Raw genomic sequence first — 21,970 nt, forward strand, 5'->3', positions numbered from 1 at the left:
CGAATGGCCGACCGCCGCTCCCAAGCGGCCAAGAGTAAAGCTCCACGATAATGGTCGACAGGGAAAACCGTGAGGACTGGAAGCGCGAGCGCTCCTTGCTGGCGCTTGGCGAGGCCGTGCGTGGCGAGGACGACGCTTCGCTGGTGTCGATAGGAGATCGCGCGAATCCTTCATGGCGCGAGGATGCCGCCACGCGCCATCGCCTGGCCCGTTCCCGGCGCGAGACCAAGGCGAGCCCGTCGCCGCTTGCCGCCGGTGACGCCGCGCCGTTCCCTCTTGACGGGGAGCAGCCGTTTGAAGCCGACGACGCCTGGCGCTCCCGGGCGGAGACCGGCGCCGGCGATCTTCCTCCCGACATGCCGCGCGCAAGGCCGGCGCCGGAAGAACCTTCAGGGACGGGTCGCGCTCGTGATGCAATCGGATCCCGCGCCACGGACGGAGCCGATACCTCCTCCGATGGCGGTGCGGACGGTCAGCAATGGAAGCCATTGATCGATCCGATGCTGGTTGTTCGCGGCGTCGCCAGGTCGAAGCTGCTGATCGTCGCGACCACGATACTGGGCGCCGGGCTCGGCATTGCCATCGCCTTGTCGATGCCGAAGAAATACGAAGCCACGACCGAACTGATCATCGAGCCGGGCGACCTGAAGCTCTCCGATCGCGATCTCACGCAACCGGTGGGCCAGCCCGACGCCGCGTTGGCCGTCGTCGAAACCCGGATCAAGATGCTCACCTCGGGCACCGTTCTCGATCAGGTCGTCAAGAATCTCAATCTAGTCAACGATCCGGAGTTCAACGGCCAGGGTTCCGGCGGCCTTGGCGTCATGTCGCTTATCCGCTCGATTGTGTCACGCCACGATGGGCCGGGCGGTGTCGATGAGGTTCGCCGCCAGGCGCTGGCCGTTGGCAATCTGGCCAAGAGCCTGTCGGTCGAACGCACCGGCAAGACTTTTGTCATCTCCGTCAGCGCTGTAACCCAGAACGGCGAGAAGTCGGCGCTCATCGCCAATACGACGAGGACCGTCTTTCAGCAGGAGGCCGCCAAATACCAGTCCGACATGGCCGGACGCGCGACGAACGAATTGACGTCCAAGCTAGATGATCTGCGCAAGGGGGTCGAGGCGGCCGAGCGCAAGGTCGAGGATTTCAGGGCCACGCATGGTCTCGTCGACGCGCAAGGCCATCTGATCAGCGACGATCAGATGCTGAAGCTCAACGAGCAGCTCTCCGTCGCCCGCGCCCGCACGCTGGAACTCAATGCCCGGGCGGCGTCGGCGCGTTCGCTGGACGTCAATTCCGTTCTGACCGGCACGTTGCCGGAAGAAATCAACTCCAACACCATGAGCGATCTGCGCTCGCAATATGCGACGCTGAAGCAGGAGGCCGATCGTGCCGCGGTTCGGCTGGGGCCGCGCCATCCCGAGCTCCAGGCTCTCGACGCCCAGATTGCCGGCGCGCGCGAGCGCATTGCCAATGAATTGCGCCGCATCGCCTCTTCGCTGCAGGTCGACCTGAAGCGCGCGGTCCAGCTCGAACAGGACCTCGCGTCTCGGCTGGCTCAGGCCAAGGTCCAAAGCGGCGACGTCAACAGCGACCTGGTTGCCCTGCGCGAACTGGAGCGCGAGGCCACCGCCAAGCGTTCCGTCTACGAGCAATATCTTCTGCGCGCCAAGGAGACCGGTGAACAGACGGGTATCAACACGACCAACATCAACGTGATCACCTCCGCTCAAGCTCCACTTGAGCCAAATGGACCCTCGCGGGCCTTGGTGGCATTGGCCGGGCTGCTGCTTGGCCTTGGCGCGGGTGTTGGTCTCGGCGCCTTGCGCGGGACCTATGACAGCCTGCGCGAGACGGCAAGCTCGCGCTCACGCCGCGAGCGCAAGCTGGACGAGCGCAAGCTGGACGAACAGAGGGCGCCTCTTGAGGCGCAGGCATTCCGGCCGGAGCCTCCGCCCGCTCCGCCAATGCCGACAGCGCCCGTACCGCCGCCTCCCGCGCCGCCGCCGGCCACGAGGACCGAAGCCGCTCCCGCCGAAGGCTCCGGGAGGATCGGCGCACTCATGTCGAGACTGCGCAAGGCCATGTCCCGCAAGCCGTCGGCCGAAGCCGACGACGACATCTCCAGCGAGTTCGCCTTACCCGCCTTTGCCGACAACGGACGGCCGGCCAACGCTCCGATATTCCCTGGCTATCCGGAGCCCGGTTTCGGGCCTCGGCAGACGGCCGGCCTGGATTATTCGCAGTCACCTTTCCAGCCAGGCGCCGAGGCCGGGTATGGGCGGCAAATGGCGTCGCTCTCGCGCTCGCCCCTGATGCCGCAACAGGCAATGTATCCGGCTCCGCCCTTGCCGTCCTCTCCCTATGCGCAGCCGATGGGCTATCCCCCGGCGCAGCCCCGGTCACAGGCGGGTCATCCCTATACGCAAGCGCTGGCGGAACCCTATGCGGCGCCGATGCCGTACCCGCCGCCGCCCGTCCCGACGCAGCCACCGGCCGATCCAGCCGCTCCCCATGCCAGGTCGGTCGAGGAGGGGGGCGAACAGTCATCGGTCGAAGAGATTCGCGCCAGCCTGCGTGAATTCCGCGAAGCGGTCCGCGAACTCACGGAAAACCGCACCCGTCGCCGCTACTTCTGAGTCACCAGATAGGGTGTGGAGGCCGAACAAAACCGTGCCGGTTTCACGTAAACGGCATGGAACGGCGCTTTGACGGGATTGCGAACTTGAATTTTCATGACAATGCCGCGCTGCAGATTGCCTGCGCCGCTGCATTGTGTTTTCCGAAGGCAGCGTTGAGCGGAACGATATTGAGGGTGGTCCATGGCCGAAATGATTGACGGAAAGAGCGTTGCCGAAGACGTGGTGCGATCGGTCAAGGCGCTGACCGCCGAGTTGGTCGCCAAAGGCAAGGCCAAGCCGGGTCTCGCCGTGGTCATCGTCGGCGAGGATCCGGCCAGCCAGGTCTATGTCGCTTCCAAATCCCGCACCGCCAAGGAATGCGGCTTTCATTCGCTCCAGCACACGCTGCCGGCCGAGACGTCCGAGGCGGCACTGCTCGAGCTCATCGCTGAGCTCAACGCTGACCCGGCCATCAACGGCATCCTGGTTCAGCTGCCGCTTCCCGCCCATGTCGATGCCGGCAAAATCATCCAGGCCATTGCGCCGCAGAAGGATGTCGACGGCTTCCATTTCATCAATGTCGGCAAGCTTGGCACTGGTGAACTGGACACGGCCTTCGTGCCCTGCACGCCGGCCGGCTCGATGCTCCTGATCGAGCGTGTGCGCGGCAAGGACCTGTCGGGCCTCACCGCCGTCGTCGTCGGCCGCTCCAACATCGTCGGCAAGCCGATGGCCAATCTGCTGCTTGCCGCCAACTGCACCGTCACCATCGCTCACAGCCGCACCAAGGACCTGCCGGCGCTTGCCCGCACGGCCGACATCCTTGTCGCTGCCGTTGGCCGGCCGGAAATGATCAGGGGTGATTGGGTCAAGCCTGGCGCCACCGTCATCGATGTCGGCATCAACCGCATTCCCGCGCCCGAGAAGGGCGAGGGCAAGTCGCGTCTCGTCGGCGATGTCGCCTATGCCGAAGCGGCCAAGACGGCGGGCGCGATCACCCCGGTGCCCGGCGGTGTCGGTCCGATGACCATTGCCATGCTGATGGCCAATACGTTAGCTTCGGCCTACCTTGCGGCCGGATTGAAGCGGCCTTCCTTCTGAGCCCGGGTTGACCCTGAAAGCCGCAGCTTTGCCGAATCCCACTATTTCCCCGGAACGGCCGGTCACGAATGATCCCGTTCAAGGTGGCCGGCAGTTCGCCTTCCTGCTGGTCGACAAGTTTTCCATGTTCTCGCTGGCGGCCGCGATCGACACGTTCCGGTCGGCGAACCGCCTGCTTGGACGCGATTTCTACGGCTGGACGACGGTCTCCGCCGATGGCGACCCGGTGATGGCCTCCAACGGCCTGCCGCTCAAGATCGACTACGCCGTCGCCGACCTGCCGCCGGTCGACATTCTTTTCGTTTCGGTCGGCCTGACGACGGAATTTCCGGGCAAGAGCAAGGTTCTGGCGGCCTTGCGCAGCTGGGGCCGGCGCGGCAACGCGCTTGGCGCCTTGTCGGTCGGGTCCTACCTGCTGGCCGAGGCCGGCCAGCTCGAAGGCTATCGCTGCACCATCCATTGGGAAAACCGCGCCGGCTTTGTCGAGCGCTTTCCCGATATCAACTGCACGGGCAATGTCTTTGAGATCGACCGCAAGCGCTACACCTGCGCCGGCGGCACCACCTCTATCGATCTGATGCTGGAGATCGTGCGTGGCGATTTCGGCTCCAACCTCGCCAATGGCGTCGCCAACCAGTTCCAGCACGAGCGCATCCGCTCAGCCGGAGACCGCCAGCGCGTCGGCCCGGAGCGTGACCTGACGGGCAAGTCGGAGAAGCTCAGGCGCATCGTCGAACTGATGGCCGACCATCTCGACGAGCCGCTGTCGGCGGTACAGCTTGCCAAGTCGGCGGGCCTTTCGGTGCGCCAGGTGGAGCGGCTGTTCCTGCGCCATCTCAACGTCACGCCCGGGCGCTACTATATGCGGCTGCGGCTGGAGCGGGCGCGTGAATTGCTGCGTCAGACCAACATGCCGATCCTCGACGTGGCGATCGCGACCGGCTTCACCTCGCATTCCTATTTTGCCCAGAGCTATCGGCTGCAATTTGGCCGCCCGCCCTCGGAAGAGCGCCGCACGACATACTGAGTGATTTGCCTGGTCGGGCATGCCGGCGCCATGCCTGCGGGCTTGTGTCCCGACGCCCCGTCAAATAGCTTTCACGTGCCGACGAGGGGGCTAACTCAGGAGATTTCGATGGCGGGACTTGCACGGAGCGTCGCTGCGGCGATCCTCCTTTTGTCGATGACGACATTCGGCTTTGCCGCCAACAAGGTCATCATCATCCTCGACGCGTCGGGATCGATGTGGGCGCAGATCGATGGCAAGCCCAAGCTGGAAATCGCCCGTGAATCACTGAGGACCGTGCTTCAATCGGTTCCCGCAGACGACGAGATCGGCTTTATGGCCTATGGCCATCGCGAGAAGGGCAGCTGCGACGACATCCAGCTCATCGTGCCGCCTCAGGCTGGCTCGGCAAGCGCCATCTCGGCAGCCGCCGACAGTATGAAATTCCTCGGCAAGACGCCGCTGACGGCAGCCGTCAAGCAGGCGGCCGAAGCGCTGAAATACACCGAGGACAAGGCGACGGTCGTCCTCATCACCGATGGGCTCGAAACCTGCGGCGGCGACCCCTGTGCGCTTGGCAAGGAACTCGAAGCCTCCGGCGTCGATTTCACCGCCGACGTCGTCGGCTTCGGCCTGACCGCCGACGAAGGCAAGCAGATTGCCTGCCTCGCCGACAGCACCGGCGGCAAATACATCCAGGCTTCCGACGAGAAGGCGCTGCAGGAAGCGCTGGTCGAGACCGTCGCAGCGCCGGCACCGGCGCCCGAGCCGGCACCGGCCCCCGCTCCGGCACCAGCGCCGGAGCCGGCCAAGCCCGAGTTCAATTTCATGCCGACCGTGGTGCTGGCCGAGGGCGGCGATCCCGTCACTGACGGCAATGCCTGGGAAGTTTACAAGGCCAAATCGGACGGCACGCGCGGCGACAACATCACCACCGAATACGGCAAGTACAAAGCCAATCTGGAACCCGGCGACTACGTCATCGTCGCGCGCGACGGCGAGGCCAAGGTGGAGCAGAAGATCAAGATCGAGGCAGGCCAGGTCTACAAGCCGCAGTTCACCTTGAATGCCGGCACGCTCATCCTGCATCCGCGTCCCAGCCAAGGTGCCGATGTGGCCAGCGGGGCGGCTGTCGTGATCGCCTATCCGGGGGCCGACAACCCCCCGACCTATTATGGAGACACGAAAGCCGTGTTGCCGGCCGGCGACCAGAAAGTGACCGTCACGATCGGACAGGGCGCGGTCACCGAAACGATCCCGCTCGCTGCCGGCCGGGTGATAGACAAGGACATCATCGTTGGCGTCGGCCATGTCGTTGCCAACGCCTATTATGCGGCCGGCGGCGACAAGGCCGATGGTTCAGGCGTCGGCTTCAAGGTGCTCAAGGCCAAGAAGAAGATCGATGGCACCCGCGACGAGGTCACGTATGCCTATGGCCCCGACAGCAAGTTCGATTTGCCGCCCGACGACTATGTGTTGATCGCGACGGTTGACCTCGCAGTCATGGAACAGCCTTTCAGCGTCAAGGTCGGCGAGTTCCAGGACCTCAAGGTCGCCATGAATGCCGGCGTGCTGGCAATCACGGCGCCCGGCACCTCCAAGATCGAGATTTTCGAGACCAGGAAGGACATCAATGGCAATCGCAAGTCGATCGGCTACGCCTATGACGAGAAGTATCAGGCCGCGATAGCGGCGGGCGATTACGCGGTGGTCTCGGAGAAGCCGGACAACAGCAAGAAGGAAGGCACCGTGACCGTGAAGGCTGGAGAGCGGGTTGAACTGACGGTGCAATAAGGATTGCGATTTCGACCCGAAAAAAGGGCGGCCATGAGCCGCCCTTTTCATGCCGCACATAACGCGTCAGGCGGTGCCGAAGGCGCTGGCGCCGTGGTCGGCGCGGCCCACCAATTGGCGGAAACCAGCGAACAGCTCGCGGCCGAAACCGAATTCATTGCCGATCAGGTCGGCCTCGGCCGTGCGGCGCAGCGCGAATTCGGTCCCTGGCACCAGCACCTCCAGCGTGCCGGCATCGGCGTCGAGGCGGATGATGTCGCCGTCATGGATCCGCGCGATCGGCCCGTCCTCGACCGCTTCCGGCGTCACATGGATCGCCGCCGGCACCTTGCCGGAAGCGCCCGACATGCGCCCGTCGGTGACCAGCGCGACACGCTGGCCGCGATCCTGCAGGATGCCGAGCACGGTGGTCAGCTTGTGCAGTTCCGGCATGCCGTTGGCCTTCGGCCCCTGGAAGCGGATGACGGCGATGAAATCACCGGTGAGCGTGCCGGCCTTGAAGGCGTTGTTCAGTCCCTGCTGGCTGTCGAACACCTTGGCCGGCGCCTCGATGAGACGTCGCTCCGGCTTGACGGCCGAAGTCTTGATGACCGCGTGGCCGAGATTGCCCGACAGCACTTTCAAGCCGCCGGTCGGCTGGAACGCCTTGTTGAACGGCGCCAGCACCTTTTCGTCGCCGCTGGCACGCGGTGACGCCTCGCGCACCACGCTGCCGTCGGCGCCGAGCTTTGCCTCGACCGCATATGGCCGCAGGCCTTCGCCCCACACCGTCTGCACATCCTCGTGCAGAACGCCTTCGTCGAGCAGCTCGCGGATCAGGAAGCCGAGCCCGCCCGCGGCATGGAAATGGTTCACGTCGGCCAGCCCGTTCGGATAGACCCGTGCCAGCAGCGGCACTGCCTCCGAAAGATCGGAAATATCCTGCCAGGTCAGCGCGATGCCGGCGGCCGCCGCCATGGCGATCAGGTGGATGGTGTGGTTGGTGGACCCGCCGGTGGCGTGCAGGCCGACGACGCCGTTGACGAACGAGCGTTCGTCGATCATCCGCCCGACAGGCGTATAGGCATTGCCAAGCGCGGTGATCGCCAGCGCCCGCTTCGTCGCCTCGCGGGTCAAGGCATCGCGCAACGGCGTGCCTGGATTGACGAAGGACGCACCCGGCGTGTGCAGGCCCATGATCTCCATCAGCATCTGGTTGGAATTGGCCGTGCCGTAGAAGGTGCAGGTGCCCGGCCCATGGTACGATTTGGACTCGGCTTCCAGCAGTTCGGCCCGTCCTGCCTTGCCCTCGGCATAGAGCTGGCGGACCTTGGCCTTCTCATCGTTGGGCAGGCCTGTCGTCATCGGGCCGGCCGGAATGAAAACCGCCGGCAGATGGCCGAAGGTGAGCGCGGCGATCACCAGTCCCGGCACGATCTTGTCACACACGCCGAGATAGACGGCGGCGTCGAACATGTTGTGCGACAGGCCGATCGCGGCCGCCATGGCGATCACGTCGCGCGAGAACAGCGACAGCTCCATGCCCGGCTGGCCTTGTGTCACGCCATCGCACATCGCCGGCACGCCGCCGGCGACCTGGGCGATGCCACCGGCTTCGCGCGCGGCCTCCTTGATCAGGGCGGGGAAGCTCTCGAAGGGCTGATGCGCCGACAGCATGTCGTTGTAGGAGGTGATGATGCCGAGATTGGGCACCTTGTCGGCGCCCAGCGCCAGCTTTTCCGAGGGGCTGCACACCGCAAAGCCGTGGGCGAGGTTGCCGCAGGACAGCACCGACCGGTTGGCGGTCTGGTTCGACGCTTCGGCGATTCGGCTGAGGTAGCGTTCGCGGCTCGGTTTGGAGCGCTGGCGAATCCGCTCGGTGATGGCTTCGATGTCGCGTCTTGCGGTCATGGCATCAGGTCCTTTCAGGCGAGGTCCCGGAAACATCCTCCCGCCGTTGCCGGGACCACTTGTAAACTTGAAGTCAGGGCGCCCAGAAAACCTCCACGGGCCTGGGCGATGCGTCGAGCACGGCGCGGATCGGCTTGCGCGGTCCGGGCGCGACAGCGTTGTCGAAGGCGATGCGCTTCTCCTCGCCCTCTATGTGCAAGGCGAGGAAACCCGCATCGATGATGCGGGCGAGCGTCAGGGTCAGCCGCGGCTCACCAGCGCTTTTGGCATGGACCGGCAGGATCATCCTGTCGGACGCCGGGTCGAGCAGCTTCGGCAGATCGTCGGCGTCGGGAAAGAACGAGGCGGTGTGGCCGTCCGGTCCCATGCCGAGCACCACGACATCGAGCGGCCAGGGCAGGGATCGCAATGCCGCATCATCGGAAGCCGCGGCATCCTCGATGCCTGATGCCTCGTGGTAGAGCGGAACGAAACGGGCTGCCTTGGCCGCGTTCTGCAGCAGGTTTGCGGTAACCAGCCCGGCATTGGATCGCGGCGAGGAGGCCGGCACGAAGCGTTCGTCGACCAGCGTCACGATCACCTTGTCCCAGGCGATCGGCGCCGTGGAGAGCGCGGCAAAGAACTTTGCCGGCGTCGTGCCGCCGGAGACAGCGAGCACCGCCGTGCCGCGCCCGGCGATCGCCTTGGTGAGGCGATCGGCCACCTTCGCAGCCAGCGCCGAGGCCAGTTGCGGACGGTCGGGAAAGGCATTCCAGTTGTAGCTGGCGCTGTTCAATTGCTCTCGTGCCATGTCCGCCCGTCACGTTCGATCAGCGCTATCGAGGCCGACGGCCCCCATGTGCCTGCCGTATAGCCCTGTGCTTCCTGCTTGGCGCCTTCCCAGGCATTCTGGATCGGGTCGATCCACTTCCAGGCGGCTTCCACCTCGTCGCGACGCATGAACAGCGTCTGGTTGCCGCGGATGACATCCATGATCAGTCGTTCATAGGCGTCGGGCGCGCGGCCGTCGAAAGACTGCGCGAAGCTCATGTCGAGCGAGATCTGGCGCAGCCGCATGCCACCCGGGCCAGGATCCTTGATCATGATGAACTGCTTGACGCCTTCGTCCGGCTGCAGCCGGATGACCAACTGGTTGGCGAAGATCGGCCCCGCGCCGCTGTCGCCGAAGATCGAATGCGGGATCGGCTTGAACTCGATGACGATTTCCGAAACTCGGGTCGCCAGCCGCTTTCCGGTCCTGAGATAGAAGGGAACGCCGGCCCAGCGCCAGGTCCCGATCTCGGCCTTGATGGCGACGAAGGTCTCGGTGTTGCTGTCCTTGCCGAGCTCCTCGACATAACCTTTCACCGGTCCGCCGGCCGACGCACCGGCACGATACTGACCACGCACGGTGTGCTTGGGCGCCTCGTTGCCGTTGATGCGCTTCAGCGCCCGCAACACCTTCAGCTTCTCGTCGCGCACGGCGTCGGCGTCCATCGACGACGGCGCCTCCATGGCGACGAGGCAAAGCAGCTGCAGCATGTGGTTCTGCACCATGTCGCGCAGCGCACCGGCCTTGTCATAATAGGTGACGCGATCTTCCAGGCCGACGGTCTCGGCGACGGTGATCTGCACGTGGTCGATATGGGCCGAGTTCCACAGCGGTTCGTAGAGCGCATTGGCAAAGCGCAGCGCCATCAGGTTCTGCACCGTCTCCTTGCCGAGATAGTGGTCGATGCGGAAGATCTGGCTTTCGTGGAAGTCGTCGCCGACGAGATCGTTGAGCGCCCGCGCCGAGGCCAGGTCGCGGCCGATCGGCTTCTCCAGCACGATGCGCGAATTCGGCGTGATCAGATTGTGCTCTTTGAGCTTGTGCGAGATGTCGCCGAACAGCGCCGGCGCCACGGCCAGGTAGAAGGCGCGGATGTGGTCGCTTTCGCCGATCGCCTTTTTCAGCTTGTCGAAGCCGGCGCCGCTCGTCGCATCGGCCGGGACGTAGGAAAGCCGTGCCAGGAAGGTCTTCAACTCCTTGGCATCGATATCGGCCGGCTTGACGTGGTCCGAAATGGCCTGCTTGGCGAAGGCCCGGAACTCCTCGTCGCTCATCTTCGAGCGCGACGTGCCGATGATGCGCGTCGGCTCCGAGAACTGATGGTCGCGCTGGCGGTAGTAGAGCGACGGCAGCAGCTTGCGCTCCGACAGGTCGCCGGTACCACCGAAGATAATGAAGTCGAAAGGGTCGACGGGGATAATCTGGCTGGTCATGGTCTGTCCGCTTTGACGCCGGTCGCGAGTACGCGGCTGATATATTCTAATCGATTTAAATTTTCCAGTGCCATGGTGTCACATCGAGGACCAATCGCTGGATATTGATTGGATCCACCTGTGCGCTTGACACTGGCGCCGCCGGGAGGCTTGTCGTGAACGAAGACTCCGGAAGCTTTCGCAGTTGCAGCATAGAACGTGAATGTGACGAAAGCTAAGGGAGAAATCGGGCTGTATCCCGTCGCGGCACCGGCCGGGCTGTCAGCTCTTTCGTGCAGGCTGCGCGATGAACCCAAGGAGCGGTAGACGCATGCGTCTGGAAAACAAGGTCGCCATTATCACCGGTGCGGCATCCGGCTTCGGCGAAGGCATGGCCAAGCGCTTTGCGCAAGAGGGCGCCAGGGTCGTCGTTGCCGATCTCAACGCCAAGGGGGCGGAACGTGTCGCCGGCGAGATCGGCGCGGCGGCGATCTGGACGCAGACCGATGTTTCGTTGCGCTCCGAGTTCGACGAGATGGTCTATGCGGCCAAAAGCGCCTTCGGCCGCATCGACATCATGGTCAACAATGCCGGGTTCACCCATCGCAACGGCGATATGCTCAAGGTCGACGAGGAAACCTTCGACCTGATCACCTCAGTCAACATGAAGGCGATCTATCACGCCGCCCTTGCCGTCATACCGATCATGGAGCGGCAGGGCGGCGGCGTCATCCTGACCACGGCGTCCACCGCGGGCCTGCGGCCACGGCCTGGCCTCACCTGGTACAATGCCTCGAAGGGCTGGGCGATCACCGCCACCAAATCGATGGCAGTGGAACTCGCGCCCAAAAATATCCGCGTCAACTGCCTCTGCCCGGTCGCCGGCGAGACCGGCATGCTGGAGAAATTCATGGGCGCCGATACGCCCGAAATCCGCGAGACATTCCGCGCCTCGATTCCGCTCGGCCGGCTGTCGACCCCGCTCGATATCGCCAATGCGGCTCTATGGCTGGCCTCGGACGAGGCCGCCTTCATCACCGGCGTGGCGCTGGAAGTCGATGGCGGGCGCTGCATCTGAATGCGGCGATCGTCGGATATTACGCGTCGGGCTTGACGTAGCTCTTGTACACCCAGCCGTGCTTGCCATTGTAGACGATCTCGCACCACTGCTTGCAGCCCATCAGTTGCACTGAAGTCCGGGCAGGCACCGTGCCCATGGAGGCTGCGCCCTTCTTCGGAGCACTGCGCATGGTGACAGTCCTGAGAATACGGCCGCTGCCCGCCGCAGCCACCTTGCGCGGCTTCGCCTTGGCTGCGTTATCTTCGCCTTGTGCATTTGCAGGTTTTTGTTCCGGTACTTGCGGCTGCGTCTCCGGAATGCCGGCGGTCTGCGCGCCATCGGGATTGCTGCTGTTCGCAGGCGGGCTCGGCGCTGCGACCTTGGCAAGCTCGTCGGTGGCATCGGTATCGGTAGACGATTGGGCGAATGCCGCTGTTTTGTCAGGCAACGGCTCGGGCTGCTTGGCTATCTGGCTGGGGGCAGCCGCTTGATCGGGATCAGCTGCCGCGGCGGCAGCCTTTGACTGTGCCCCGGTCCAGCGGGGATCATTGGCCGCAAGCGCTTGTATGTTGCCCGCCGCCGCTGCCATGATCGGTGACACCTGGCTGGACTTGCGCTCCGCCTGCGGTGTCACGGCAGCTGCGGTGACCGTAGTCCCCGAAGGGGAAACTTTCGTCGTCTTCACTGGAATGGCCGGAATGCTCTGCTCGGGGCTGGCGGCCGCTTGCCTCTCGCTGGTCGGCAATGCCAGCCAGAGTGCAACCGCGGCAACGCCAAGCAGTGCGGCGGTGCCGACCGCGGCAATGACCAGGTGCGAGTTCGAACGGACACCCTGCCAGAATGACGGGCGCATGTCATAGCCGAACTGCATGGCAAAGCGCCGACGTTCCGGAGCACCGAAACTGAAGGGCTCTCTCACTCTTGCCACCTCCATAAGCGGGCCGGTGTTCTTTCGATCAAATCTCGCAAATCGTGCGTTCGATCAGCATCGGTCCCAAAACGCGGGCAGGCCCGCAACAATCCCCGAACAATCGCCCAGATGCGGACCTTTCGTCCGCGATTGTGGCATCAGTACGCCATTACCGAGGATTCTGCGCCTTCGCCGGCAATTCCGCAATGTGTCGCCCGGGCAACAAATGTTACATGGATATTACAATATTACATGAGATCGTGATCGCATCAGATGAGGGCGATCCGATCCCTGCCTGAAGCACGTCGCCTCGAACCGGACTTATAACAACGCACTTTAGATCTGTTTTGATGCTCGTCGTTCGTCCTGGGCGAGGGCACTTTTGCGCGACGCATTAAATCCTGTCGCGCAGCGCGAACCAGTTGAGCGCCAGGAAAAGCAGCGGCGCTCGGAACCGGCGGCCGCCAGGAAAGGGCGGAATTTTCAGGTCCTCGATCAGCTTCAGCCGGTCGCGGTTACCTGTGACGGTTTCGGCATAGAGTTTGCCGAAGAAGTTGGACAGCATCACGCCGTGACCCGAATAGCCGCCGGCCGAGATCACATTCGGCATCACTTCGCGCACGAACGGCTTTCTCGGCACCGTGATGCCGACATAACCGCCCCAGCCATGGGTGATCTCGACATCGCTCAGCGCCGGATAGAGCTCTGCGATCTGACGGCGAATATGGATGTGGATATCCTTTGGATCGTTGACGCCATAGACCTCGCGTCCGCCGAACAGCAGCCGGCCATCCCGGGATTTGCGGAAATAGCGCACGACGAAACGGGAATCGTCGACCGATTCGCCCCCTGGCAGCACTTTCGACTCCGACCCCAGCGGCACGGTCGCGCCGATGAAGGATCCTATCGGCATGATGTGCGCGGCACTCACCGGCTCGAGCGTTCCGCCATAGGCATTGACCGCGATCAGGCATTTCTCCGCCGTCACCGTACCTCTGGGCGTGGAAACCCTGACCTTGCCGCCGGCGGAGATGATGCCGGTTGATGGCGTCCCTTCGAACAGGTGCGCGCCGGCTTGTGCCGCTACCCGCGCCGTGCCGATCACCAGTTTCATCGGGTGGATATGGCCGGTGCCGGTGTCGCGCGTGCCGCCGAAATAGGCGCTCGAACCCAGCCGCTCCGCGGTCTCCTTCGCATCCATGAATGAGATGTGCGGGTAGGAGAAACGGCCGGCCATGATTTCGGCATGCGCCTTGTAGTCGTCGACATAGCGCGGCTTGTGCGCAACCGAAAGCTGGCCCGGCATGTAGTCGATATCGATCTGGTTGATGGCGGCGAATTCGAGCAGGTGGGCTTTGGCCTCTTCGGCAAGATCGAACAGCGCCTTGGCGCGGGAAAGGCCATATTCGGCCTCGAGATCCTCCGCCCAGGCGCGTTGGCCGGTGCCGAGCTGGCCGCCATTGCGCCCGGAAGCGCCATCGCCGAAGCGATGCGCCTCGATCAGCACCACGTCCGCTCCGGCCTTGGCCAAATGAACCGCTGCCGACAGGCCGGTAAAGCCGCCACCGATGATGACGACATCGCAGGTCCGGTCGCCATCGAGCACCGGATATTCAGGCCGTGGGCCGGCCGTGTCCTCATACCAGGAGCGACCAGGAGAAATTGGGGATTGATAGTTCATGACTGGTCAGACGTTGAGCAACAAATACTCCCGCTCCCACGGACTGATCACTTCCATGAACGTTTCGAATTCCGCACGTTTGATCGCCGCATAGGTGGCGGCGAAGGACTTGCCCAGCAACGCGCAGAGTTCCTCGTCGCCTTCGAACAGGTCGACCGCTTCGAGCAGGCTGCGCGGCAGGTCGATCTCGTCGGCGTTGGCGGTCGTCAGCACCGGTGGCTCGGCCTTGATCTTCCTGGTGATGCCGATCAGCCCGCAGGCGAGCGAGGCTGCAAGTGCCAGGTAGGGATTGGCGTCGGAGGACGGAATGCGGTTCTCGACGCGCCGCGCCGCGGGGTCCGAACGCGGCACGCGGAACGCCGTGGTGCGGTTGTCGTAGCCCCATTTGTTGTTGACGGGAGCCGATGCCGCCTGCGTCAGCCGCCGGTAGGAATTCACGTAGGGCGCGAACATTACCAACGCGTTCGGCACGTGCTTCTGCATGCCGCCGATGAAATGGAAAAAATCCTCGGTTTCGGAACCATCCTCGGCCGAAAAGATGTTCCTGCCCGTCTTCTTGTCGATGATCGACTGGTGGATATGCATGGCCGAGCCCGGTTGGCCCTGGATCGGCTTGGCCATGAAGGTCGCGTAGATCTCGTGCTTGAGAGCCGCCTCACGGATGGTGCGCTTGAACATGAACACCTGGTCGGCAAGTTCGACCGGGTCGCCATGGCGCAGATTGATCTCGAGCTGGCCGGCGCCCTCTTCGTGGATGAGCGTGTCGATCTCCAGCCCCTGGCTTTCGGAGAAATGGTAGATGTCGTCGATCAGTTCGTCGAACTCGTTGACGCCGGCGATCGAATAGCCGGCGCCGCCGCCGATCGCGCGCCCGGAGCGGCCGACGGGCGGGGTCAACGGATAGTCCGGGTCTGGATTCTTGCGCACGAGGTAGAACTCGATCTCGGGCGCGACGACCGGCTTCAACCCAAGTCTGTCGTAGGCGGCAATGACGCGCTTCAGCACATTGCGCGGCGTGAACTCGACCGAGCGACCATCCTGGTGGACGAGGTCGCAGATGACGGCCGCCGTCGGGTCTTCTTCCCATGGCACTACTGTCAGCGTCGACAGGTCCGGCATCAGCTTGAGGTCGCCGTCGTCTTCCGGATAGTGGAAGCCGTTGCCGTCCTCTGGATAGCCGCCGGAAATCGTCGTCATGAAGACGGCCGAGGGCAGCGCCAGTGAGGTGTTGGAGGTGAATTTCTTCGACGGCATCATCTTGCCGCGCGCCACGCCGGCCTGATCAGGCGTGATGCATTCGATATCCTCGATGCCGCGCCATTCCAGCCAATCGCTGACTTCCTTCCAGTTCTTCACACCACGCAGGTTTTTCACAAAGGCAGGCGTGCGCGCCCGTCCTCCGCGGCTCGACGGACGGACTTCCTTTTTTGCAGGCGGCATCATTCACCAGATTGGGTTGCGGATTTCGGAGTATAGCCGTGCCGCGTGATGGAAGGGAAGGGGAGCCGCCGCCGGCAATTGCCGGTGCAGGTTGAAAACCGCCTGCCGGTCGGCTTAGGTTTGGCGCCTTCCCGCAATCGAGAAGCCGGCGATGCGAACCAGCAGCGAACTGACCACAATCGGCTTTGATGCCGACGACACGCTTTGGCAGAACGAACAATTCTTCCGCACGACAGAAAAGCGCTTTGCCGCCATGCTGGCCGATCATGGCGAGGAAAAGCAGATATCGGCGCGGCTGTTGGAGGCCGAGAGGCGCAACCTTGCGATCTATGGTTTCGGGATCAAGGGATTTACGCTCTCGATGATCGAAACGGCGATCGAGGTCACCGACGGGCGCGTACCGGCTTCGGTCATAGCGGAGATTCTGGACGCCGGCCGCGAGATGCTGCGCCATCCGATCGAGCCGTTGCCGCATGCACGCGAGACGGTCGAGAAACTCGCCGGCACCTTCCGCCTCGTCCTGATCACCAAGGGCGATCTGTTTGATCAGGAGCGCAAGCTGGTCGGCTCCGGTCTGGGCGACCTGTTCGACGCCGTCGAGATCGTCAGCGACAAGACCGCCGCGACTTATGCGCGCCTTTTCAACCGCCATGGCGATGGTCCGGCAAGGAGCATGATGGTCGGCAATTCGCTGAAGTCGGACGTGGTGCCCGCCATCGAGGCCGGCGGCTGGGGTGTCCATGTGCCACACGAACTGACCTGGGTGCTCGAACACGTCGAGGCGCCAGTTGCCGAGCCGCGTTTCCGCCAGATATCGGATCTCGGCCAATTGCCGGAACTGATAGAAAGCATCGCGAAGCCGGGCTGATCGCGACTTCGATTATTTGCTTTTTGCATAATTCCGGAGGGAAAAACCGCTGCACGACTTTCCCGCAATTGCCTCAGCGGCTGATCAGACGATCGATCACCGGTTGCAGCCGTTCGGGCGTGATCGGCTTGGCCACCACCGCATCGATGATATTCGCCAGGCCAAGGCTCTCCGGCGTGCCGTTCTTGGTTGAAAGCAGGATCACGGGAGGAAGCGATTTGCCCGAGGCCCGGCGCAATTTTTCGATGCCGGGCATCAGGTTGTCGCAATCCTTGTTGTCGGGGCCGCCGTCGAGCACAATCGCTCCCGGCACCAGCGTTCGCAAGGTTTTCGCCGCGATATCAGGCGGTTCCGAGATTGGTCTGAGCCCGGATCGCTCGACGATCTTCGATACCACGACCCGGTTGATCGGCGACTTCCCGACGACAAGCACCCGGGAGAGATCGTGGATCGTCTCGGTACTTGAATCCCGGGTCACCAGATTCACATGTTTTGCGGTCTCGCCGTCTCGTTTCACGGGGCACCCAAGTCGGCCAAGAAGTTCGCCCCTATTTCAATGCAGAGTTGAATCTGGGCGACAATTGGCGTGAGATCGGACCCTATGTCAAGTTGAAATAAAAGAACCGGATGGCACTCTCCACAACAGTGGATTCAAGCAACAGTACTGTACTGCTCTGTCCATGGCTTGGTTACGTAAAAATAAAATTCACCTGCGCATACATTGCGCAGGTGAAGGGTCGCCTGGACCATTTCCGATCAGCTGTGGCTCTGCTGCGTGACGATCACCGGGATCAGCAGATCGCCCCAATTGCCGTCGCCGCCATGGTGCCTTGCAGAGCGCACGAGCTCCACCGAGACGCCCGCCTCGACGGCCTTCATCACCGACTGGTTCAGCCTGTGCAGATCGTTGGCCAGCATGCGGATCGTCGCCTGCTGGTCGACGCTCATCGTGGTCGATTGCTCTTCCGCCCGTTCCTTGACACGGCTTATCGATGCCATTGGTCTTCTCCTATGTCCTTGCCCTCTCGGGCGTTCCTCTGTTGGTCGTCTTTTTGCGAACTCACTCCGCTGCCGGCTTGAACTGCGCGTGCTCGGTCGATTCATGCATGGCGGTGGTCGATGACCGGCCCCCGGTGATCGCCATCGAGACGGCGTCGAAATAGCCGGTGCCGACCTCCCGCTGGTGCTTGGTCGCGGTATAGCCATTGGCTTCCGCGGCGAATTCCGCTTCCTGCAACTCGGAATAGGCCGCCATCTGCCGCGCCTTGTAGCCGCGGGCGAGTTCGAACATGCCGTAGTTGAGCTGGTGGAAGCCGGCCAGCGTGATGAACTGGAACTTGTAGCCCATGGCGCCCAGTTCCCGCTGGAACTTGGCGATCGTGGCGTCGTCGAGATTCTTCTTCCAGTTGAACGACGGCGAGCAATTATAGGCGAGCAGCTTGCCCGGATGGTGCCTGCGCACACCCTCGGCGAATTTCTTGGCCTGCGCCAGGTCGGGTTTCGAGGTCTCGCACCAGATCAGGTCGGCGTGGGGCGCGTAAGCAATGGCCCGTGCGATGCAAGGCTCGATCCCGTTCCTGACCTGGTAGAAGCCTTCCACCGTGCGGCCGGCATCATAGTCGACGAAGGGCTGGTCGCGCTCATCGATATCGGAGGTGAGCAGCTTTGCCGCCTCCGCGTCGGTGCGTGCCACGACCAGTGTGGGTGTGCCCATCACGTCGGCCGCGAGCCGCGCCGCGTTGAGGTTGCGGATGTGCGCTGCGGTCGGGATCAGCACCTTGCCGCCGAGATGGCCGCACTTCTTCTCCGACGCCAGCTGGTCCTCATAGTGGACGCCGGCGGCGCCCGCCTCGATGAATGCCTTCATGATCTCGAAGGCATTGAGCGGACCGCCGAAGCCGGCTTCGGCGTCGGCAACGATCGGCGCGAACCAGGTCTCGACAGAAAGCCCCTTGCCCTCGGAGGTCTCGATCTGGTCGGCGCGCTGCAGCGTGCGGTTGATGCGCTTGACCAGTTCGGGCGCCGCATTGGCCGGATAGAGCGACTGGTCGGGATACATCGCCGAGGCAGTGTTCGCGTCGGCGGCAACCTGCCAGCCCGATAGATAGATCGCCTTCAGCCCGGCACGCACCTGCTGCATCGCCTGGTTGCCGGACATGGCGCCCAATGCGTTGACGAAGTCGTCCTCGTGGATGAGTTTCCACAGCCGGTTGGCCCCCATTTCGGCAAGGCTCTGCCTGATCTGCACCGAACCGCGCAGCCGCTTCACGTCCTCCGGCGAATAAGGGCGTTCAATGCCGTCGAAGCGACCTTCAGGCGCCGAGGGAACGAGGTTGTAAAAATCAGTCATTGGTCACTCCGGAGGGTTCTGGATGATGTCTGCGCGCCAATTTGTTGGGGGCGCTTCTATGTGACTGAATTTACATTTCGGCGCGAGATGAGCCAGAAAAATTAGGAAAACCGGTCGGATATAAGAGAAAATCTGTGTTGTGTTTGACAGGAAGGCACTGTAAATTTGTCAATCCTGTAAAGGAAAGCGGCTTTGGGATTGCGGCGGATATCGTGTAAATCTTGTCAAGGATAGTCGATGGCTGATCAGAAGATTTTCGCCGGGCCGCGTATTCGCCGCATCCGCAGCGCCAAAGGCCTGACCCAGACGGCGATGGCCGAGGGGCTCGGCATCTCGCCGTCCTACCTCAATCTGATCGAGCGCAACCAGCGGCCGCTGACGGTGCAACTGATCCTGAAGCTGGCCTCCGTCTACAAGGTCGATCCGCATGAGCTGCAGGGCGAGGCGAGGGGCTCGGTCGCTGCCCTGAAGGAGGTGTTCTCCGATCCGTTGCTTGTCGGCGAACTGCCGGGAGACCAGGAACTGATCGAGCTTGCCGAGGCGGCGCCCAATGCCTCCGCCGCGGTGATAAAACTGTTCCGCGCCTATCGCGAGCAGGCCGAGCGGCTGTCCGACCTCAACGAGCTTCTGGCGCGCGAAGGGCGGGCGACCGCGCTCTCCGGCGCCCGCCTGCCGATCGACGAGGTGCACGAGATTTTCGAGCGGCGACCGAACCATTTTTCCTCGCTCGAGGAAGAGGCCGAGGCGTTCACCTCGGTGCTTGATCCCGGTGACGACCTGTCTGGCGCCTTGAAGGCATGGCTGAAGCGCGAATACGGCATCGTGGTCAAGGTTCTGCCGGTCGCCACCATGCCGAACTGGCGCCGTCGCTACGACCGCCATTCGCAGCGCCTGTTCCTTTCCGAGCGCCTGTCGCCTTTCGACCAGTTGCGTGAAGTCGCGATGGAGGCCTGCCTGATCCGCATGACGGTCGCGGTCGCCGGCGAGATTCAGGCGCTGAGACTGGCCACGGACGAGGCGCGCCGCCTTGCCCGCTTCGAACTCGGCCGCTATGCCGCCCATGCGCTGATGATGCCCTATCAGCCCTTTCACGCGGCGGCTATTCGCTCACGTTACGACATCGACGTCCTGCGCTCGCGCTTTGGCGTTTCCTTCGAGCAGGCGGCAAACCGGCTGACCATGCTGCAGCGGCCAGGGGCTTCTGGCGTGCCCTTCTTCATGCTGGAGGTCGACAATGCCGGAAACCGCTTTCGCAAGGCCGGCAGCCAGGGCTTTCCGCAAAGCCGGTTTGGCGGCGGCTGTCCCAAGCTGCCCGTGCATGTCGCCTTCACCCAGCCCGGCCAGATCTTCGTCGAGGCGGTGGAAATGCCCGACGGCGCCGAGTTCCTATGCATGGCCCGCACCCTGGAGGGGCCGCAAGGAGCGTTCTCCGAACGCCCGCGCCGCACGGCACTGCTGCTCGGCTGCGACATCGGCTTTCGCGACGACATGGTCTATGGTGCGGCCCTGCCCGGCACGGCAGTCGGTGCAAAGGTAGGGGCGGGCATCGCGGCGACGCCAGTCGGCCCGGCCTGCCGGCTTTGCGAGCGTGTCGGCTGCCTGGCGCGCGCAGAGCCGCCGGTGACCAGACCGCTCGGCCTCGACGAGATGGTGACCGGCCTGAGCGCGTTCGATTTCCAGTAACGCTGCAGCAAAGGTGCCACAATCGTCGCCGGTCTCTGGATCACCCGCGGCCCAAGTCTTTGCGTTACGCGAACAGAGCAGTTTTTTGTCGCCCCTTGCGCATCGTCCCGTCCACAAAAGCTCGACAGTCGCGCCATGACAGACACAGCATCATCGCCCGGCCTTGCCACCTCGACAGTCTCGCCGCGCGAGGAACGCGTCGGCATGCTGCTGGTCTTCCTGTCGGCGCTGATGTGGAGTTTCGGCGGCACCATCGCCCGCTTCATCAGCGTTGGCGACAGCTGGACGGTTATCTTCTGGCGCTCCGTCTGGGCTGCCGCCTTCCTGCTCTGCTTCATGGCCTGGCGTGACGGCTGGCGCGGCATGGTGAAGTCGTTCCGGGACATGGGTCTGCCGGGCATTGCAGTGGGATTCTGCTTCACCATTGCGTCGACCTCGTTCGTCGTGGCGCTTGCCTATACCACAGTCGCCAATATCCTCCTGATGCAGGCTGGCGTGCCGCTCCTGGCGGCCCTGTTTGCCTGGGCGCTGTTTCGCGAAAGAGTAACCGTCGCAACCTGGATGGCGATTGCCGCCGTCATCGCCGGCGTCGCCATCATGGTGTCTGAATCTCTTGACGGCTCCGTCTCGCCCATGGGCGATGGACTGGCGCTGCTGATCGCGTTCATGTTCTCGACCGCCACCGTCATCACCCGGCGCTTCTCCAGCGTGCGCATGACGCCGGCGACCTGTCTCGGCACGATCCTGGCCGCGGGCTTCGCTGCCTCGCAGGCCTCGACCTTCACGGCATCGGCCGGCGACATGGGCTTTCTCTTCGTCTTTGGTGTGGTCAATCTCGGCCTTGGCCTTGCTTTCTTCGCCACCGGCGCGCGCCTGATCCCGGCGGCGATCGCGGCACTGCTCGGCACGTTCGAGCCGATCCTGGGGCCGATATGGGTCTGGCTCATCCATTCCGAGGTGCCGTCCGGGCGCACCATCATAGGCGGCGCGGTGGTGGTCACGGCGCTGCTTGTCCATATCGGGCTCGAATTCAAACGCCAGGCGCGGCCGCAGCGGGCTGGGGTCACCGGAGTGCCTTCGCCTAATTGATGCCGGCGCCGAAGCTTTGCCCATTGACAATGTCGCTGCCGCCCGGGCAGGCTGGGACTACGGCAACAACAAGACAGGCGTATCTTGCCAAGTCTCCCCGGCGGCTCGATCGAGACCGGACCACATTCTTGTATCTCTGTCCGCGCGGCGGCGAAAGCTTCTGACGGCACCGCAATTCCTTCCCGCCCCGAACAACCTGGTGGCCGCGGGCGGCGTGCCGGTTGGCGCTTGTCGGCCCCCGGAAAGCTCAATAG

17 protein-coding genes are annotated in these 21,970 nt (G+C 63.5%); 8 read left to right on the plus strand and 9 right to left on the minus strand.

Features of this window, described 5'->3' with window-relative positions:
- The first annotated feature begins 50 nt into the window (after positions 1-50).
- From EN845_RS05135 to EN845_RS05150, 4 genes are all read left to right on the plus strand, one after another.
- Positions 51-2,639, plus strand: coding sequence for a GNVR domain-containing protein (locus EN845_RS05135; RefSeq protein WP_127870847.1), 2,589 nt, complete (start codon positions 51-53; stop codon positions 2,637-2,639).
- A gap of 183 nt (positions 2,640-2,822) precedes the next feature.
- Positions 2,823-3,722 carry a bifunctional methylenetetrahydrofolate dehydrogenase/methenyltetrahydrofolate cyclohydrolase FolD gene (gene folD, locus EN845_RS05140; RefSeq protein ID WP_127870848.1) on the plus strand — a complete coding sequence of 300 codons (900 nt, stop codon included), beginning with the start codon at positions 2,823-2,825 and terminating at the stop codon, positions 3,720-3,722.
- A 28-nt stretch (positions 3,723-3,750) separates the two neighbouring features.
- A complete protein-coding gene (locus EN845_RS05145; protein WP_032922464.1) occupies positions 3,751-4,749 on the plus strand; it encodes a GlxA family transcriptional regulator in 999 nt (332 codons plus the stop codon).
- A 108-nt stretch (positions 4,750-4,857) separates the two neighbouring features.
- Complete coding sequence (locus EN845_RS05150) at positions 4,858-6,522, plus strand: VWA domain-containing protein (RefSeq protein ID WP_127870849.1); 1,665 nt, start codon at positions 4,858-4,860, stop codon at positions 6,520-6,522.
- Positions 6,523-6,588: 66 nt separating this feature from the next.
- On the opposite strand, the gene edd is transcribed toward EN845_RS05150, so the two are convergent.
- The 3 genes from edd to zwf form a co-directional block, all read right to left on the minus strand.
- Positions 6,589-8,412, minus strand: a complete 1,824-nt coding sequence (edd, locus tag EN845_RS05155; RefSeq protein ID WP_127870850.1) for a phosphogluconate dehydratase — start codon at positions 8,410-8,412, stop codon at positions 6,589-6,591.
- 73 nt (positions 8,413-8,485) lie between these two features.
- Positions 8,486-9,202: a 6-phosphogluconolactonase gene (pgl, locus tag EN845_RS05160; protein WP_127870851.1), complete on the minus strand. Its 717-nt coding sequence runs from the start codon at positions 9,200-9,202 to the stop codon at positions 8,486-8,488.
- The gene (gene zwf, locus EN845_RS05165) at positions 9,184-10,656 is read right to left on the minus strand and encodes a glucose-6-phosphate dehydrogenase (protein ID WP_127870852.1); all 1,473 of its coding nucleotides are present in this window, start codon (positions 10,654-10,656) and stop codon (positions 9,184-9,186) included. The genes pgl and zwf overlap by 19 nt, the downstream gene beginning before the upstream one ends.
- Before the next feature lie 310 nt (positions 10,657-10,966).
- Here zwf and EN845_RS05170 point away from each other — a divergent pair, with 310 nt between their 5' ends.
- Positions 10,967-11,713: an SDR family oxidoreductase gene (locus EN845_RS05170; protein WP_127870853.1), complete on the plus strand. Its 747-nt coding sequence runs from the start codon at positions 10,967-10,969 to the stop codon at positions 11,711-11,713.
- 19 nt (positions 11,714-11,732) lie between these two features.
- Here EN845_RS05170 and EN845_RS05175 read toward each other — a convergent pair whose 3' ends face one another.
- From EN845_RS05175 to EN845_RS05185, 3 genes are all read right to left on the minus strand, one after another.
- Positions 11,733-12,614: an SH3 domain-containing protein gene (locus tag EN845_RS05175; protein WP_127870854.1), complete on the minus strand. Its 882-nt coding sequence runs from the start codon at positions 12,612-12,614 to the stop codon at positions 11,733-11,735.
- Positions 12,615-12,999: 385 nt separating this feature from the next.
- Positions 13,000-14,286, minus strand: a complete 1,287-nt coding sequence (locus EN845_RS05180; protein ID WP_127870855.1) for an FAD-binding oxidoreductase — start codon at positions 14,284-14,286, stop codon at positions 13,000-13,002.
- Positions 14,287-14,292: 6 nt separating this feature from the next.
- On the minus strand, positions 14,293-15,729 hold the full coding sequence (locus EN845_RS05185; protein ID WP_167531254.1) for a glutamine synthetase family protein: 1,437 nt from the start codon (positions 15,727-15,729) through the stop codon (positions 14,293-14,295).
- A gap of 148 nt (positions 15,730-15,877) precedes the next feature.
- Here EN845_RS05185 and EN845_RS05190 point away from each other — a divergent pair, with 148 nt between their 5' ends.
- The gene (locus EN845_RS05190) at positions 15,878-16,594 is read left to right on the plus strand and encodes an HAD family hydrolase (RefSeq protein WP_127870856.1); all 717 of its coding nucleotides are present in this window, start codon (positions 15,878-15,880) and stop codon (positions 16,592-16,594) included.
- 73 nt (positions 16,595-16,667) lie between these two features.
- On the opposite strand, the gene EN845_RS05195 is transcribed toward EN845_RS05190, so the two are convergent.
- The 3 genes from EN845_RS05195 to aceA all read right to left on the minus strand — a co-directional run bounded on the left by EN845_RS05195 (position 16,668) and on the right by aceA (position 18,944).
- On the minus strand, positions 16,668-17,081 hold the full coding sequence (locus tag EN845_RS05195) for a response regulator (RefSeq protein WP_245511636.1): 414 nt from the start codon (positions 17,079-17,081) through the stop codon (positions 16,668-16,670).
- A 269-nt stretch (positions 17,082-17,350) separates the two neighbouring features.
- A complete protein-coding gene (locus EN845_RS05200; protein ID WP_023766759.1) occupies positions 17,351-17,593 on the minus strand; it encodes a hypothetical protein in 243 nt (80 codons plus the stop codon).
- 61 nt (positions 17,594-17,654) lie between these two features.
- Positions 17,655-18,944, minus strand: a complete 1,290-nt coding sequence (gene aceA / locus EN845_RS05205; RefSeq protein WP_127870858.1) for an isocitrate lyase — start codon at positions 18,942-18,944, stop codon at positions 17,655-17,657.
- Between the two features lie 237 nt (positions 18,945-19,181).
- Here aceA and EN845_RS05210 point away from each other — a divergent pair, with 237 nt between their 5' ends.
- Together EN845_RS05210 and EN845_RS05215 are read left to right on the plus strand one after the other, a co-directional pair.
- Entirely contained in the window at positions 19,182-20,627 is a 1,446-nt protein-coding gene (locus EN845_RS05210; protein ID WP_127277026.1) for an XRE family transcriptional regulator, read from the plus strand.
- Between the two features lie 135 nt (positions 20,628-20,762).
- Positions 20,763-21,716, plus strand: coding sequence for a DMT family transporter (locus EN845_RS05215; RefSeq protein WP_135931255.1), 954 nt, complete (start codon positions 20,763-20,765; stop codon positions 21,714-21,716).
- Positions 21,717-21,970 lie beyond the last annotated feature (254 nt).

The organism is Mesorhizobium sp. M8A.F.Ca.ET.202.01.1.1 (assembly GCF_004791595.1).
GTDB lineage: Bacteria > Pseudomonadota > Alphaproteobacteria > Rhizobiales > Rhizobiaceae > Mesorhizobium.

Bases quoted from the DNA above. Each gene is read 5' to 3' on its own strand.
- EN845_RS05180 (WP_127870855.1), bottom strand. From the start codon at position 14,286: ATGAACTATCAATCCCCAATTTCTCCTGGTCGCTCCTGGTATGAGGAC.
- EN845_RS05190 (WP_127870856.1), top strand. From the start codon at position 15,878: ATGCGAACCAGCAGCGAACTGACCACAATCGGCTTTGATGCCGACGAC.
- edd (WP_127870850.1), bottom strand. From the start codon at position 8,412: ATGACCGCAAGACGCGACATCGAAGCCATCACCGAGCGGATTCGCCAG.
- EN845_RS05215 (WP_135931255.1), top strand. From the start codon at position 20,763: ATGACAGACACAGCATCATCGCCCGGCCTTGCCACCTCGACAGTCTCG.
- folD (WP_127870848.1), top strand. From the start codon at position 2,823: ATGGCCGAAATGATTGACGGAAAGAGCGTTGCCGAAGACGTGGTGCGA.
- EN845_RS05170 (WP_127870853.1), top strand. From the start codon at position 10,967: ATGCGTCTGGAAAACAAGGTCGCCATTATCACCGGTGCGGCATCCGGC.
- EN845_RS05135 (WP_127870847.1), top strand. From the start codon at position 51: ATGGTCGACAGGGAAAACCGTGAGGACTGGAAGCGCGAGCGCTCCTTG.
- EN845_RS05200 (WP_023766759.1), bottom strand. From the start codon at position 17,593: ATGGCATCGATAAGCCGTGTCAAGGAACGGGCGGAAGAGCAATCGACC.
- aceA (WP_127870858.1), bottom strand. From the start codon at position 18,944: ATGACTGATTTTTACAACCTCGTTCCCTCGGCGCCTGAAGGTCGCTTC.
- EN845_RS05150 (WP_127870849.1), top strand. From the start codon at position 4,858: ATGGCGGGACTTGCACGGAGCGTCGCTGCGGCGATCCTCCTTTTGTCG.
- zwf (WP_127870852.1), bottom strand. From the start codon at position 10,656: ATGACCAGCCAGATTATCCCCGTCGACCCTTTCGACTTCATTATCTTC.
- EN845_RS05210 (WP_127277026.1), top strand. From the start codon at position 19,182: ATGGCTGATCAGAAGATTTTCGCCGGGCCGCGTATTCGCCGCATCCGC.
- EN845_RS05185 (WP_167531254.1), bottom strand. From the start codon at position 15,729: ATGATGCCGCCTGCAAAAAAGGAAGTCCGTCCGTCGAGCCGCGGAGGA.
- pgl (WP_127870851.1), bottom strand. From the start codon at position 9,202: ATGGCACGAGAGCAATTGAACAGCGCCAGCTACAACTGGAATGCCTTT.